This window comes from Chitinophaga nivalis, assembly GCF_025989125.1.
GTDB classification, from domain to species: Bacteria; Bacteroidota; Bacteroidia; order Chitinophagales; family Chitinophagaceae; genus Chitinophaga; species Chitinophaga nivalis.
Map to the genome: position 1 here is coordinate 6,761,067 of NZ_JAPDNR010000001.1, position 18,447 is coordinate 6,779,513.

The following is an 18,447-nucleotide window of genomic DNA, read 5'->3' on the forward strand; positions in this document are numbered from 1 at the left end:
ACCCTGCTCATCCAGCACATATACACTGGTATTGGCTACCGGCCGTCCAATTGCATTGTTGGTGGCATCCACATTGACCACAGAAGAAATACTTACTTCCGTAGGGCCGTAAGAGTTAATCAGCCTGCAACCAATCTGCTGTAATTGCTCCAGCAAGGCTACAGACAATAATTCACCACCGGTATTCAATCGTCTCAGGGAAGGAATCTCAGCAAAAGAGAATTGCCCCAGGAAAGAAGGTGTACCATGAATATGCGTTACCTGATGTTGTTGCAGCAATGCGATGAACTGCGCTTCATCTTCCCATTCCCGGTTGGCGACCAGCAATAGCTGATGCCCGTTCAACAATGCCAGCCACATTTGTTTTACTGACGCATCAAATACATAATTGGCCAATTGCAATATCACTTCTTCTGCTTCCAGCCCATAACGGGTGGTGATATCTATTATCAGGTTTACCACGCCCCGATGTGGCACCATCACACCTTTTGGCTGACCGGTGGTACCACTGGTATAAATAATATAGGCCAGTTGCAAAGCAGTGGCTGGTATCACCGGATTACTTATCGGAGCCGTATTCCATTCCCCGTTGTGATCCATTAAAATGGTGGTAACGCCGGCGGCTATCCGCTGTAAATCGGCTTGATGCACCGCCTCGGTCAGGATAATACGTGTATCCGTATCTGTGATAATGAATTGCTTTCTTTCTGCCGGATACTCCGGATCTACCGGTACATAAGCACATCCGGCTTTTAATACACCCAGGATAGCTATCAGCAGCTGTGCAGACCTGGAGAGACATAAAACAATCAACGTCTCCGGTGTAACGCCCTGCACTGTGAGCAGGTAATTGGCCAGTTGGTTCGCCTGTTCATTCAGTTCGCGGTAAGTCAATTGCTCCGCACCACTGATAACGGCGATATGATCTGGTTTGCCGGCAGCTTGTATTTCAAACAACCGATGCAACGTTTCCTGTTCCGGATAGGCCTGTGCCGTAGCATTACGGTGATAAATAATTTCCTGGTGCTGCCGCTCATTCAAATAACGACATTTACCAGCCTCCTGCTGCGGGTGTTCCAAAATCTGATCCAGTAATACTTCCATGCCATCCAGCAACTGTTGCATCATCCGCTCATCAAACAATTCTCCGGCATATTTGAGATGGAGCATGGCCTCTCCGCCACGTTCATAAGCGATTATCCCCAATGGATAATCCAGTTTCTCCACACCATCATGGAACGCAACCGACAAGGCGCCTGGCTCCGCAGTACCTGCCGGTACGGGGTAATTTTCAAAAATAAACAGGCTGTTAAATAACCGTTCGCCTCCTTGCTGCAGTTTACCCAAACTCACATTGCTGCGGCTGTTGGTTTCATTAATGACAGTCTGTAAAGTCTGTATCGCCGCGATGGCGCTACCAGTAGTATGTTCCAGTATTACGGGCAGCGTATTGATAAATAAGCCTACGGATTGTTCAATATGATCTACCGGCAACGTACGACCCGATAAAGTCATCCCTACTACCGTTGTATCGCTGTTGCCATATACCCGTAATTGCCTGTGCCAGAGATATTGTAATACAGCATTGAGTGTAACGCCGTACGTAGCACACAACGCTTTCACTTGCCGGTAACGCTCGCCGGTTATTTGCAGCGACCGGATAGCTGGCATTACCACCTGCCGGTATCCGGACAATGGTATATGCCGGAGTGGCACTTGTATCAGGCTGCTTAATTCTTCTTTTGCAGACAATTGCCGGATGTATTCCTGCCAGTAGGCTATCTGTTCCGTGCGGTGTTGCTGTAAATATTGCTGGGCATTTTCGTAGCTGCGTTCCCGTGACACTGTCAATTTTTCGCCCTTACATAAACGCAGGTAGCCATCATGTATATCACTTAGTAACAACGGCATGCTCCAGCCATCCAGGATAGCATGATGGTGACTGAACAGGCAGTAATAGTTGGTGGACGTACGTTTAAGCAGATAGATGCGGAACAGATTGCCGCGGGACAGGTCAAATACTTCCTGCCGGTCGGCAGCCGCCAGTTCCAGGATAAAGGTATCCTGCGCAGCAGCTTCCAGGTGGCTGATATCATAGTAGCGCCAATCCGGTGTACCATGCTCATCTATGATCTGCACCAGTTCTTCTTCCCAGCTGAAACGTAAGCGCAAGGTGCCGTATCGTTCCTGTGCGTATTGCCAGGCCTGTTCCAGCAACACCACATCCAGCGCGTTTTGATAGGTCCATTTTAACTGTACCCGGTAGGCATCATCTGTTTCGCCCTGGTTTAAGGCATGATAGATAAAGCCTTCCTGCAGGCTGTTGGCCAGGTATATGCCGCTTACTTCGCGTTCCTGTTGTAGGCGGTTTAAATATTTTTGAGAGATGATAAAATCGATATCACTCACCGTTAAATAATGCCGGGTAGCTGTACTCAGGGAAGTGATCAATCGGGTGAGGGCAGCTTCATAGTCTGTTGCCAATGCTGCTATATCCAGAGCAGACCAGTACCCCGAGCAGCCCAGTTGCAAGCGACCTCCCAGGATAGCACCTGTTACGGTCAGCAAGGTATGCTCCCCGTTGGCAGCTGATACAGACTGGCCACTATCTTCCCCGGTGATATACCAGCCAGTTGTGGCGCTGGTTTCCTGCTGATCCAGTTGGCCCAGGTAATTAAAGCTGATAGTTGGCAATGCGTCGGAAGTATAGCCTGTCAGCGCACCGTAACCAATGCCTTGCCGTGGTACTGCGCGCAACATTTCTTTCACGCTGATCAGCGTTGATAGTTCTTCTGCTTCCCGGCTTACTATTACCGGATAGAGTGTCGTGAACCAACCAGTAGTACGGGTAATATCAATACTGGCGGTTAATTCCTCCCGGCCATGCCCCTCCAGTAACAAGTGATGACTGTTACGGCCTGTTCGGGCAGACAAGGCCCATGCCAATGCCGCCAACAGGATATCATTCATGGCAGTATTATACACCTGATGACAGGAGCGTAACAGTAAATCTGTTTGCTCCCGGCTTAGTGTTATCACCGACTGCTGCATGGTGGGTACCGCTCTTGCTGCCAGCGCAGCATTACTGGCTGCCACCTCCTGGGTGACTGACTGCCAGTAACCTGTTTCTGCTTCCTCGCGGCTGGTATATACTTCGTGTACCCATTGGCGATAGCTGGTACCTTTTTCAGCCGGTATATCATACGTTCCTGTAGCCGCCAGCTGGTGATAGATTTTCTCCAGATCAGCACTCAGTATACGCCAGCTCACCGTATCGATCAACAGGTGATGCGCCGCTACATAAATACGCGCGCTTCCATCTGCATAACCCTCCAGATAACCTATCTGCAATAATTGTGCACCAAAGAGATCAAAATTTTCCTGCCAGCTGGTTAAAGTGGCTGAAAGATCTGCTACCGTACGTATATCCAGTACCGGTACGATCACTTCCGCGGGTACTTCCCCATAATATTGTACATAACCGGTATCCGTTTTCCGGTAGTGCAACCGTAACCCATCGTGATAGCGGAGCAGTTCCAATACGGCTGCCTGTAGCAGCGCTTTATCCAGTACAGGTACCCGGATCAGGAAAGATTGATTCCAATAATGATAAGCAGGGAATAGCCCCGCGTCCACCTGTTCAAAGAACCAGGTCTGAATAGGCAGTAAGGGCACCTCCCCGGTTAATACACCTTGTTCGGTTTTCAGTAATAAAGGCGTGGCGTCTGCCTTTGCCAGTACGTTATGATAAAGCGCGGTAATGGTGCGATGTTTGAAAATATCCTTCACACTCACCTGCAGGCCTAAACGTTGTCTTAAACGACTGGCCAGTTGTATGCTGACAATACTATCACCTCCCAACCGGAAGAAGTCGTCCTGTATCCCTACCTGTGCTACCGGTAAGCCTAATACCTCTGCATAGATAGCACACAGTTGCGCCTCCAGTTCGCTGGCAGGCGCCTGATAGCCGGCTTCTCCCGTAAATACCGGCACTGGCAATGCAGCCCGGTCTACCTTGCCGCTGGCAGTAAGTGGTAATGCCGGCAGTGGTATCAACACGGCAGGTACCATATAATCCGGCAGGTGTTCGCTCAGGTATGCCTGCAGGAGCGTCTCATCCAAAGGCGTTGCTGCCACATAATATCCGGCCAGATACTTACTGTCACCCGGTGTAGCTGTGTACACCGTCACGACCGCCTGCGTAACACCCGGATAAGCCGCTATCCGGCTTTCTATTTCGCCGGCTTCTATCCGATAGCCTCTTATTTTCAGCTGAAAATCATTACGGCCGATATATTCCAGATTACCATCCGGTAAATATCTCACCAGATCTCCTGTCCGGTATAAACGACCAGCATCCGCTCCGGTAAAAGGATCGGGGATAAAACGTTCCGTCGTTAATGCTTCCAGGTGTAAATAACCACGCGTCACACCAGCGCCGCCGATATATAATTCTCCTACGCCACCTACCGGCACCGGTACTAAATGAGGATCCAGTACATACAACCGGGTATTGGCAATCGGCCGGCCGATATTGGCACTGCTGTCGCCATGCCGGTAAGGATGAACCGTAGCGCACACCGTTGCTTCTGTAGGGCCGTATTCATTTAGCAAAGTGCCTTTGAAATGATAATCCGGCAGATCCGGTAATCGTTCCCCACCGGTATAGATCAGCTGCAACGCGGGATCATAGCTAAGGAAAGCAGGCAACAAAGCTGGTGGTATAAACGAAACCGCAATCCCATGTGCCGCTATATATGCCACCAATTCCGGCAATGCCGTACGGATATCTTCACTATATAAATACAGGGTATTACCATTACATAATGCCGGGAAAGCCTCATATACAAAGGCATCGAACACGTAATTGGCATAACAGCCGATGTGCTGATGCTGATCTAATTGGTGCAGCGGAATCAGGGCGGTGATCAGGTTAATCACGCCACGATGCGGTACCATCACCCCTTTAGGATTACCCGTAGTACCACTGGTATAAATTACATAGGCCAGGTGATGGGCTTTCACGGCTGTTGTTGCTGCAAACGTTATGGTTTCATATGCCTCCTGTTCATCCACACGTAATACAGCCGGAGACAGCCCCCGTAAAACCGCTTCATTCATGGCATCCGTCAATACCACTTTCGTGGCTGTATCCTGTATAATGAAGGCTTTGCGTTCATCCGGATAGGCGGGTGATACCGGTACATAGGCGCCTCCTGCTTTCAATACACCCAGGATGGCTACCAGCATATGCACAGAGCGATCCATACACAATACAATCAGCTCATCCGGCACAATGGCAAACTGCTGCTGCAGGTAAGCTGCCAGTTGATTGGATTGCTCGTCCAATGCCTGGTAGGTGAGCGATTGTGTTTCATACACCACCGCTGTCTGATCCGGCGTACGTTGTGCCTGCGCGGCAAACAACGCCTGTATCGTTGTGTCGTGCGCATAGGTTTTCGTAGTGGCGTTCCAGTGATCTATCACATCGGCATAGGTAGCGGTATCCAGATAATGCAACGCGCCGACACGTAATCCACTCTGGGTACTATCTTTCAAAGCCGCCAGCTGGCCCAATATCAGCTGATAGGTATGCATATAGGCAGCGATCGTATGCGGTGCAAACAATGCCGTTGCATAATTAAATACGCCACTGATGGCGGCAGTACTATCGTCCAGCATCACCGTCAGGTCGTACTTCGCGGTTACACCTGCGGCTATTTCATACGGTTCAAACAGTTGTTGCAACGGAGCAGCATTATTCCCAAACTGCTGTACACTAAACACCACCTGGAAAACAGGATGGCGGGAAGTATCCGGCACCACCGCCAGTTCCTCTACCAGTTTCTCGAACGGCAGATCCTGATGCAACTGCGCCCCTACTACCAGGGTGCCTGTTTGCTGAATAAAGTCCGTGAGGTATTGCTGCGGATCTATCACCGTTCTCAACGCCAGGGTATTCACAAAAAATCCGATCAGCGGAGCAGTTTCCCGATGATGCCGGTTGGCGGCAGGACTACCTACCACAATATCTTCCTGGTTACTATAACTACGCAGCAACAGGTAATAACCTGCCAGCAACAAGCTATACATACTCACTCCCAGTCTCCGGGCTACTGTTCTCAGGTCCTCACTCACCGCTTCACTCAGCGTAAACAGCTTGTCGGCGCCGGTATAGTTTATACTGGCAGGCCGCGGCAGATCCGTGTGCAAATACAAAGGCTGGTAACCTGCCAGTTGCGTTTTCCAATAAGCCAGTTGCTTTTCCAACACCGTACCGGTCAGGTATTCGCGCTGCCATATAGCAAAGTCGCGATATTGCACCGGCAACACCGGTAATCCGGCATTCCCCGCCTGCCATTCACCGGATAATGAAGTAGTGTAATGCGTATAATAATGCGTCAGCTCCTGTAGCAGAATATCAGCAGACCAACCATCAAAAGCAATGTGATGGAATATGATACTGATATAACTTTCCGTAGCCCCGTTATCCGTATGCAGAATATGGAGCTTCACCCGTACCGGGTATTCCGCTGCCAGTTCAAACACATGGCATACTGCCTGTTTAATACCTTCGTCCAGTGCCTGCCGGGTAGCTACTTCTTCCACGGCTATCGGCAAAGGATATACGCTGTCGTCCATTACCTGCTGGTATCCTTTACCGGCTTCATTCATCCGGATATAACTTCTCAATACTTCCTGCCGGTGTACAATCGCACGTAACGCCTGTTGCAGGCTATCCACATTGACACCGGCCTTTATTTTCAATACCACCGGAATATTATAGGCATAGCTGTCTGTTTCGTAGGCCGTTATAAACCATAGCCGTTCCTGTGCAAAAGACAACACCTGTTTTGCCGGATCTGTTACCGGCACCGGTACTATTTTAGTAGTTGTTCCATCCCCACTGATCAGCTGTGCTGCCAAACGCCGGATGGTTCTACCGGCAAACACATCAGTCATAGGTATACTTTGCCCCGTCAGCTGATATAGCCGGTTCACCATTTTAATGGCCAGAATACTATTACCGCCCAGACGGAAAAAGTCGTCGTATACACTGATACCAGCAGGATCTGTACCCAACAGTTCTCCGAAAATAACCGCCAGTTTTACCTCCGTTTCGTTCAGGGGTGCCTGATAGTCTTCACTGCCGGTAAATACAGGATCAGGTAACGCCTGCCGGTCCAGCTTACCACTTCTGGTCAGCGGTAGCTCCTGCAGCGGTACCAACACCTGCGGAATCATATAGTCCGGCAACCTTTCTCCCAGGTAATATAACAAGTCTTGCTGATGGAGTGCTTCCTCCGCTACATAATAACCAACGAGGTAATTACCGTTACCACCAAACAGTTCTTTTGCCATCACCACGGCCTGCTGTACAGCCGGATGACTTGCCAGCTGATGTGCAATTTCTTCCGGTTCTATGCGGTATCCCCGGATCTTCACCTGTGTATCATTACGTCCTGCATACTCCAGGTTTCCATCCGGTAAATACCGTACGAGGTCACCTGTTTTATACAAAAATGCGGCGGCATTTCCAGGTTGCGGGAAGGGGTTCGTGATAAAGGCAGCCTGTGTCAGCGCTGGTAAATGCAGGTAACCACGGGCCACACCGGCACCACCAATATATAACTCACCTGTCACGCCCGGCGGCACCGGCACCTGGTGGTCATCCAGTACATATACCACTGCATTCGCAATAGGACGCCCGATATTGGCGGCATTATTATCTTCCTTATACCTGTGCCAGGTCGTACATACCGTGGCCTCTGTAGGGCCGTATTCATTAATAATTTCACCATCAAATGGCAACTCCTGTAAATCGGGCAGCTGTTCCCCTCCGGTAAATATCAGCGCCAGTGCAGGCGCCTGTCGCAGGAACTCCGGCAACAGGGCCGGCGGGATAAACGAAACAGCAATATCCTGTCTGCGGATATAAGCCGCCAGATCTGCCGGCGATGTGCGGATATCATTACTGTAGAGATGCAGGCAATTACCATTACATAACACAGGAAATACTTCGTATACAAAAGCGTCAAAAACATAGTTGGAATAACAGCCTATATTACTGTGTTTATCCAGCTGATGCAACGGAATCAGTTCCGTAATCAGGTTGATAACGCCCCCATGTGGTACCATTACGCCTTTGGGCTGGCCGGTGGTACCGCTGGTATAGATTACATAGGCCAGATCAGCTGGCCCCGCCACTGCCGGCTGATCAGAATCGGCATATAACGTATACACCTCCCCGTTATACGCCTCTATTACCTGCACCGTTGTACCAGCAGTCAGTTGCACCAAAGCGGATACATGATGCGGGTCTGTCAATATGATGCTGGTATCCGTATCAGCAATGATAAAACGTTTTCTTTCTTCCGGATAATCGGGTGCGACCGGCACATAAGCAGCACCGGATTTCAAAATGGCCAGTATGGCTACCAGCATATCTGCCGACCGGTCCATACATACCACAACGAGACTATCCGGTGTGATCACGTAATGATCACGCAGATAGGCCGCCAGCCGGTTGGCCTGCGCATTCAGTTCCTGATAGGTCAGCCGTGTATCCTGATACACTACGGCTGTATGATCCGGCGAACGTCTTACCTGTTCTTCAAATAATTGCGGGATGGTTTTATCTGCCGGATAGGCGTTGCTGGTATGATTCCATTGATAAAGGATTTGCGCCTGTTGTGCGGCATCCAGGTAAACGAGTTTATCAGTGGCGATTTCCTGGTTATCCAGCAGCTGATCCAACAAAAAGACCATGCCATCCAGTAATTGCCGGATCATTTTTGCTTCAAAAATTTCGCCGGCATATTTCAATTCCAGCACAATGGTTTCACCTCTTTCATAAGCTACTACCGCCAACGGATAATCGAGTTTTTCTACCGCTCCGCGGAACACCACTGCCAAACGGTTCTCACCTGGCAGTCCTGCCGGCGCGGGATAATTTTCAAATACGAAGAGGCTGTTAAACAATCGTTCTCCGGCCTGTTGCAGTTTACCCAGGTTGATATCACTGCGGTTATTGACTTCGTTGATCTGTAACTGCAATGCGCGGATACTATCTACCACCCAGCCTTCCTGATGTTCCACCATCACTGGCAGCGTATTGATAAATAATCCGGCTGCGTGTTCAATGTCATCTACCGGTATGTTACGGCCGGAGACAGTCATCCCCACCACGGTTTGCCGGGTATGACCATACACACTCAGTTGTTTATGCCACAGGTACTGCAATACGGCATTACGGGTAAAGCCGTATGTAGTACAGATTTCCTTCATCCTGCGGAAGCGTTCTGCCCCGATTGTCAGCGATATTTCTTCCTGCGATTTCACCTGCCGGTAGTCCGGCAAATGCAGATAACGGCAGGCAGGTTGCAACAAATCCGTCAGGTCATCCTTCGTTGTCAGTTGTGTGAGATACTGCTGCCAGTATTTTTCATTATCAGAACGATGGGTTTGCAAATATTGCTGTGCCAGGCTGTAAGTATCTTCAACAATCGTATTCACCGGCAATCCCTGTATCAGCTGCAGATAGGTAGTATGTATATACCCCAGTAATACCGGCATACTCCAGCCATCCAGGATGGCGTGGTGATTACTGAATAAACAGTGATAAGTAGTAGCATCCCGTTTGATCAGGTGTATCCGGAAGAGGCTACCTGCAGACAAACTAAAAGGCTGCAACCGGTCAGTGGTACGCAATTCCTGCAGCCACGCTTCCTGCCGGTCTTCCGGCTGATCACTTATATCGGTATACTGCCAGTTTAACGTACCGGCTTTATCTATGATCTGCACCAACTCTTCTTCCCAACCAAAACGCAGCCGTAATGTGCTGTAACGGGCCTGTGCATACTGCCATGCTTTTTCCAGCATTGCTACCTCCAACGTATTCCGGTATTCCCATTCCAGTTGTACCCGATAAGCATCATCTGCGATTCCCTGATTCAATGCATGGTAGATAAACCCTTCCTGCAGGCTATTTGCGAGGTAAACAGCGGTTATTTCAGCAGGTACCTGCAGTTGATCCAGGTATTTTTGGGAGATGATATACCTGACATCACTTGCCGTCAGATAACTGCGCGGCGATGCACTGAGGTAGGTCACCATTTCTTCCAGCACCTGCCGGTAACGCAGCGCCAGGTCAGACAAATCGCTGGCCGGTAAACTGCCGGAGACAGATAGCTTCAATTGTCCACCTATAACCCAGGTGTTGATATTAATAAGATACTGGTCCTTATTCGCTGCCGCTACGGGCATTCCGCTATCCTCACCCGTGATGAACCAACCAGTTGTCTGTCCGGCTTCCTGTCCGTCGAATTGTCCGAGGTAATTGAAACTGACGCCTGGCATGGCTGCGGGCAGATAGCCTATCAACGGGCCATAACCAATTCCATTACGGGGCACCTGCCGTAACATTTCTTTTACCTGTACCAGCACGGTCCGCCAATCGTTTTCTCCGGTGACTACTTCCACAGGATACATCGTTGTAAACCATCCCGTAGTATGGGTGATATCAATGGCCGCCGACAATTCCTCGCGGCCATGTCCTTCCAGCAGAATATGATGACTGTTGCTGCCTGTCAGAGCAGACAATGCAACACCCAATGCACTAAGTAAAACATCATTGATACCGGTATGAAATACCTGGTTACTTTCCCGCAACAATAAGGTAGTAGTGGCTACATCCAGTGCAAATCCGGCATAACTGACACCCGTCGTTTTCCGGGTAGCCAGTCGCCGGTTACCAGCGGCTATACCAGCCGTTACTGCAGACCAATACGCTATTTCATCCGGGGAATAATAAGACAGTACTTCGTGTACCCATTGGCGATAACTTGTTCCTTTATCTCCCAGGATCTCTTTTACTGGTATGGCAGTCCAATTGGTATTTCCGGCCAATGCAGCTGCCTCCAGTAAACGATAGATCTTCTCCAGGTCTTCGCACAGGATACGCCAGCTTACCGTATCTGTCAGCAAATGGTGCAGAGAAACGAAAACCCGGGCGCTGCCATCTGCATAGCCATCGAGGTAACCGGTTTGCAACAGCTGTTCTCCCAGTAAGTCGAAATTACTTTGCCAGCCGGTGAGTATATCATGTACCACTACCGGTGTTGCTACGGTACGAATGTCCAGGTATTGCAGGTGAACCGCTGCGGGCATCTCTCCATAATACTGTATATATCCACCCCGTATTTCATCTATACGATACCGCAGACGTAAACTATCGTGGTGAGCAATCAGTTTCCCGATCGCCACAGTCAGGATGTCTTTATTCAATGGTGGTACCTGTATCAGGAAAGATTGATTCCAGTGCGAATAGACAGGCAACCAGCCTTCATCCAGCTGATGAAAGAACCATTCCTGTATGGGCAATAAGCCCAGCTCCCCGGACAACAGCCCCTGCTCCGTGGATAAGGATAATGCCTGCGTGGCTGGCCCTGACAGAATATGCCGGCATAACGCTGCAATTGTCCTGTATTGGAATACATCTTTCACACTCACCTGAATGCCTAAACGTTTTCTTAACCGGTTTACCAGCCGGATACTGACAATACTATCTCCTCCCAGGCGGAAGAAATCATCCTGCACACTGATGGCGGTAGCCGGCAGTCCCAATACCTCGCCATAAACAGCACATAACAATGCCTCTGTTTCATTGGCAGGCGCCTGGTATTGTTCCTGTGTCGTAAATACAGGAGCTGGCAATGCCTGCCGATCCAGCTTACCGTTAATGGTCAGTGGTAATTTTTCGAGATGCACCAACACCGCCGGCACCATATATCCCGGCAGGGAGGCACTTAAATAAGTCAGCAAAACATCGGGTAAAAATGCGGTAGCCGACACATAATATCCTGCCAGGTATTTATCGCCGGTAGCATGTTCTTTTACCAATACCACCGCTTGTCGGATACCCGGATAAGCCGCCAGCCGGCTTTCTATTTCACCGGTTTCGATACGGTGACCACGAATCTTTACCTGAAAATCATTACGGCCAATATATTCCAGACTGCCATCCGGTAAGTATCTCACCAAATCCCCCGTTTTATACAAACGATGATGGGCATCGCCTTGTTTTGCGGCGACGGTACGGAATGGATTGTCTATAAAGCGGGCAGCCGTGAGTTCGGGCATATGCAGGTAACCACGTACCAACCCGGCGCCGCCAATGTACAACTCTCCGATAGCACCCACCGGCAAAGGATTCCGGTTATCATCCAATACATAGGCATACAGATCCGGTATCAGCGCTCCGATTAAAGCGCCTTTATCCAGTTCATCCACCCGTATCTTTTTATAGGTCACATGCACAGTCGTTTCTGTAATGCCATACATGTTGATCAATACCGGTGCATCTTCTTTATAAAAATTATACCATGGCTTCAGTTGTTGCAAATTCAATGCTTCTCCGCCAAAAATGACGTAACGTAGAGCAGGCAATGTTACTGCTGCTGCAACTGCCACTTCTATAAACAGGTAGAAGGCGCCAGGCGTTTGGTTTAATACCGTTACACCGGTCTCCTGGCAAAGCGCATAAAAGCGGCCCGCATCACGTGTTTGCTCATAGGTAGGGATCACGAGTTTACCACCATACAGTAACGCACCCCATAATTCCCATACACTAAAGTCAAACACATACGCATGAAACAGCGTCCATACATCTGTAGCCGCAAAATGATACCAATCATTCGTGGCTTCAAATAAACGCACCACATTCCGGTGTGTGGCCATCACTCCTTTGGGCCTACCAGTAGTACCGCTGGTGTAAATGACATAGGCCAGCTGATCAGGTGTGCAGTGATACACCGGATTATCCGTCGTATAATTTGCAGATAAGGATTGTTGAAAATCAGGTTGATCGATTGCGGTTACCGTTAATGGCCCATCTGCTGCCGCCTGTTGCAACGATGCCAGATATTGTTGCCGGGTGAGGACCGCCTTTGTCTGTGTATCCTGCAGGATATAACTGATCCTGTCTGTAGGATACAATGGATCTACCGGTACATAGGCACCACCGGCTTTCAACACCCCCAAAATAGCTACCGGCAGCCACTCGGAACGATCCAGACAAAGTACGATCAGATCATCCGGGCGAATATGATGCTTATCCTGCAGATAAGCTGCCAGCAGATTCGCTTTTTCATTCAGTGCCTGATAGGTGAGTTCCTGCGCTTCAAACAAAATGGCTGGCTGATCAGGTTGCAGTGCTACCTGCTTTTCAAACAGCTCATGAATGGTTTGAGCTGCCGGGTAATAAGCGATCTGTGCTGGCTGATGATAAATCAATGTATCATATTGCGCAGCCGGCAGGTAATGCAGGTCTCCCAGCTTTACAGACCAGTGGCCGATGTTTTTAAGCGCCGCAATCCTTTTCAGTATTTCCTGATAGGTAGCCACATAGCCCTGAATAGTTTCCGGCTCAAAGAGGCTGACAGCATAATTAAACACCCCTCTGATACCTGCCGGACCATCCTCCATCATCGTACTGAGATCGAATTTGGCAATCCGGTATAAAGTAGCCGCATTGTAGTAATCAAACAATTGTTGTTCGGCCGGTAACTCACTTTCAAACTGCTGCATGCCAAACATCACCTGGAAAACAGGATGGCGGGAAGTATCCGCTGGTAAGGCCAATGTATCTACCAGTTTTTCAAAAGGCAAGTCCTGGTACTGCTGTGCAGTCACCACTTCCTGTCCTACCTGCCGCAGAAAATCCACCAATCGTTGCGTTGGTTTTATTTCCTGCCGGAGCACCAGCGTATTCACAAAGAATCCGATCACCTCTGTAATCTCCCGGTAGTGCCGGTTCGCCACCGGTGTACCGATCACGATATCGCGCTGATTGCTGTAAGCAGACAACAACAGATAATACCCGCCCAACAGCAGGCTGTACATACTGATTTCCAGATCGCGCGCTACCTGCCGTAATGCTTCGCTGGTGCTTTGATCCAGCATAAAGAATACATCCGCACCTTCATAATTGAACTGCGCCGGTCTTGGTTTATCTGTATATAAATACAGGGGTTCATAACCTGCCAGCCGCTGCTGCCAATAGGCCAGCTGCCGGTCCAGCACCTCGCCGGTCAGGTAATTGCGTTGCCATAAAGCATAGTCTTTATACTGCAATGGCAATGGGGTCAATGCCTCTTTAGCCTCCCCGGCATAAGCGCCATAAAAGTGGCATAACTCACGTATAAGTATATCCGAAGACCAGCCATCTGCCACAATGTGATGCAACACAATACTCAGGTAATGTTCTTCCTCCCAGTCGTCTTTGTGCAGCGTATACAATGTGACTAATACCGGGTATTCTTCCGACAAGTTAAACACATGATTGACGGCCTGCGATAAATATTCTTCCAATATCGCCACCGCAAATACATCCAGCTTGGTAACCGGCAAAGGCACCAGTGTATCGTTCATCACCAGCTGATAGCTATCACCGTCTGCCGTTGTTTTAATGAGACTTCTCAATACTTCATGCCGGTGTACAATTGCTTTCATCGCCAGCAACATATGATCCGGATCTGTGCCCGGTCTTAACCGCAGCACCGTAGGAATGTTATAGGCATTTGTACCCGCTTCATACTGATCAATAAACCACAGACGTTGCTGTGCAAAAGATAACAACTGTGATTCCGGATCTACGACAGGCATCACGACCGGCTTCACTGTTGCTGCGTCTCCGCCCGTCAGCAGATTGGCCAGTTTCCGGATCGTTCTGTGGGTAAATATAGCGGCTACACTCACCGTTTTATCCAACTGCCGGTGTATCTGATTCACCAACCGGATAGCCAGTATACTGTTACCGCCCAACCGGAAGAAATCATTTTCTACGCTGATAGTCGCTGCTGTTGTTCCTAAAACAGCGCCATAGATATCGCACAACTGTACTTCCGTTTCGTTTTCCGGCGCCTGATAGTGTTCCTTATCTGTAAACAAGGGATCCGGCAATGCACGCCGGTCCAGTTTTCCATTGATGGTGAGCGGTATTTTATCCAGCTGTATCAGTACGGCCGGCACCATATATTCCGGCAACGATTCACTTAACCATGCCAGCAATACCGCTTCTTCCAACGGCGTATCTGCTACAAAATATCCGGCCAGGTATTTATTATCTCCTGTGGTCGTATTGGCAGCTACCACTACCACCTGCCGGATACCCGGCCAGGCAGCCAGCCGGTTCTCTATTTCAGGCAGCTCTATCCGGTATCCCCGGATCTTCACCTGAAAGTCATTACGACCTATATATTCCAGCTTACCATCCGGTAAATACCTGACTAAGTCACCGGTCCGGTATAGCCGTGCATTTACATTTCTTTGTTTTTCTGCAGCCGTCTGAAACGGATTGGCAATAAATCGTGCTGCCGTCAGCGTGGCCAGGTTCAGGTAACCTCTCGCCACACCGGCGCCGCCGATAAACAATTCGCCAACGGCTCCCACCGGCAAAGGCGTTAAATAACGGTCCAGGTTATACGTAGTTACATTGGCCACCGGACGGCCAATGCTATTATCCTGCGCATCTATATGCGCAATGGCGGTAATGGTGGTTTCTGTAGGACCATAGGAGTTGATCGGTATAAAACCGGACTCCCGTAAACGTGCCAGTAAAGCACTGCTCAGGAATTCACCGCCGGCATTCAGGCGTTTCAGGGATGTTACTGCTGTAAATGAAAACTGCTCCAGGAAAGACGGGGTAGTTTCCAGATAAGTTACCTGCTGTCTGATCAGTAACTGTACAAAAGCAGTAGCATCTTCCCACATACGGTTACGTACCAGTAATAATTTATAGCCGTTCAACAATGCCAGCAACAACTGCTCTGTTGCGGCGTCAAACACATAGTTGGCCATCAACAGGATCACTTCTTCCCCACTAAATCCATACCGTTGTGTCAGATCAGTTACCAGGTTTACCACTCCCCGATGCTCAATCATGACTCCTTTAGGCATGCCGGTAGTACCGCTGGTATAAATCACATAGGCGAGATGACCGGCATGGATACCATGGAGCAGATTTACAGCCGGATACAATTCAAAGTGGCTTTCCTGATCTACACTGACAACAGACACCGGCGACAGCAGCTGTTGCAGTTTACCCGCATGCATCGCATGGGTTAATACAATACGTGTATGTGTATCCGTTACTATAAAAACAATTCTTTCTTCCGGATAACCAGGATCTACGGGCACATACGCTGCGCCGGATTTTAAGACGGCCAGGATAGCGACGATCATCTCCGGAGAACGGTCCAGGCAGAGTACCACCCGTTCATCCGGCTGTATCGCGATCGTTGCCCGCAGGTAGGCTGCCAGCCGGTTGGCCCGTTCATTCAGCACATGATACGTCAGCTCCTGTTCTTCAAATACCAGGGCTATCTGCTCCGGTGTCTGCAGCACCTGTGCTTCAAAAATTCCGGGAATGGTTTTATCCGCCGGATAATTTTGTGCTGTGGCATTCCAGCCATATAGTAGCTGCTGTTGTTGTTCCTGATTCAGGTAACGCAGCTGCGTAACAGCTATACCGGGTTGCTGCAACAGCTGTTCCAGGATGGTGATCATCCCTTCCAGTAATTGCTGCATCATATCCCGGAAAAATAATTCACCGGCATATTCCAACCGTAGCGTAATGGCCCCACCGCGCTCATAGGCGGTTACGGTCAGCGGATAGTCCTGCTTTTCGGTAGTGCCTTTGTATACCACTGCCAGCGCCGCATTACCGGTGGCTGGCACCGGATAGTTTTCATAAATAAACAAGGTATTAAACAACCGTTCACCCTGTTGTTGCAATTGGCCCAGGCTCACATCACTTCTGCTGTTTACTTCATTGATATGTGCCTGCAAGGCCTGAATAGTGGCAGTTACACTGCCGCCGGTATGTTCCAGGATAACCGGCAGGGTATTGATAAACAATCCTACAGACTGTTCAATATCCGCCACCGGCAGATTACGACCCGATACGGTCATCCCTGTGACGGTGGTATCGGTATGGCCGTAAATACTCAGCTGCTTGTGCCACAGATACTGCAATACCGCATTCACGGTAAGGCCCTGTGCTGCACAATAGGCCCGCAGCTGCCGGTAAAGATCATCCTTGATGATATGTACAGTTTCTTCCGGAGCCATCACATGCCGGTAGCCCGATAACAGCAGGTGACGCTGTTCCGGTTTCAACAGGCTGCTGAGGTCTTCTACCGTTGTCAGTTGCCGGATATAATTTTCCCAATAGGTCAGGTTCAGCGAACGATGCGCCTGCAAATAGGCCTGTGCTGCCGGATAACTGAGATCCGGTTGCACACTAACGGTCAGGCCTGCACTTAATTGCAGATAGGTTTCATGCACATATCCCAGCAAGATGGGCAGGCTCCAGCCATCCAATATGGCGTGGTGGTTGCTCAGCATACAATGATAACGACCCGCCGCGCATTGCACCAGATAAATCCGGAACAGGTTACCGCCAGCCAGGTCATAGCCTTCGGCCCTGTCTGCCGCCGATAAAGTATCGATATATTGTTCCTGTTCTGTAGCAGATAATCCACTCACGTCACTAAACCGCCAGTCCAATATGCCCGTCTTATCTATCACCTGTACCAGGGCATCCTGCCAGTCAAAACGTAACCGCAGGGAGCTATAGCGCAGCTGTGCATAACGCCATGCCTGCTGCAGGGCGGCTACATCCAGTGCCTGGCGGTATTCCCATTTCAATTGTACGCGATAGGCATCATCTACTTCCCCCTGGCTTAAAGCATGGTAGATAAATCCTTCCTGTAAGCTGTTCGCCAGATAAACACCCGTTACTTCACGATCTGCCTGCAGGTGATCCAGGTAAGACTGTGCGATCACCTGTTGTATGTCGCTGGTCGTTAAATAGCCACGTTCTGCGCGCTCCAGATAGCTGATGAGCATTTCCAGCGCTTCGCGGTAACCAATCGCCAGTGAAGCCATCATCACGGGCGGCAGCGTACCGGCAAAACTGCATTGCAGCTGGCCGCCTGTCACCAGGCAATTTATATTCAACACTGCATACAGCTGATTATCGGTAGCCACCGATATACCGCTGGATTCGGCAGTAATAAACCATTCCTTACTATCCCGCTGTAATGACTGCTCAAACTGCCCCAGGTAGTTGAAACAAATGCGGGGCAGCGCAGTGTTCAGGTATCCCTGTAATGCGCCATACCCAATACCTTTGCGGGGGATGCCCCGTAGCATTTCTTTGGTATGTATCAGCGTTTCCGATAACTGACCAGAGGACGTTACCAGCGATACCGGATACAAGGTGGTAAACCAACCGGTTGTATGAGCAATATCTATGGCAGCAGCAATGTCTTCACGGCCATGCCCTTCCAATAAAACAGGGTGCCGGGATTCTCCGGTCAGACAAGATAAAGCCATCCCCAGCGCAGCCAGTAATATATCATTGACTTCTGTCTGATAAACAGC

The 18,447-nt window shown here is 49.6% G+C and carries 1 protein-coding gene (cut by both window edges); it reads right to left on the bottom strand.

The whole window is internal to a non-ribosomal peptide synthase/polyketide synthase gene (locus OL444_RS24745; RefSeq protein WP_264729151.1) on the bottom strand: the coding sequence, 89,850 nt in all, runs 36,711 nt past the left edge and 34,692 nt past the right edge, and what appears here is coding positions 34,693–53,139, spanning codon 11,565 (complete) through codon 17,713 (complete); the first complete codon in reading order (the gene reads right to left) occupies positions 18,445–18,447. Both the start codon and the stop codon lie outside the window.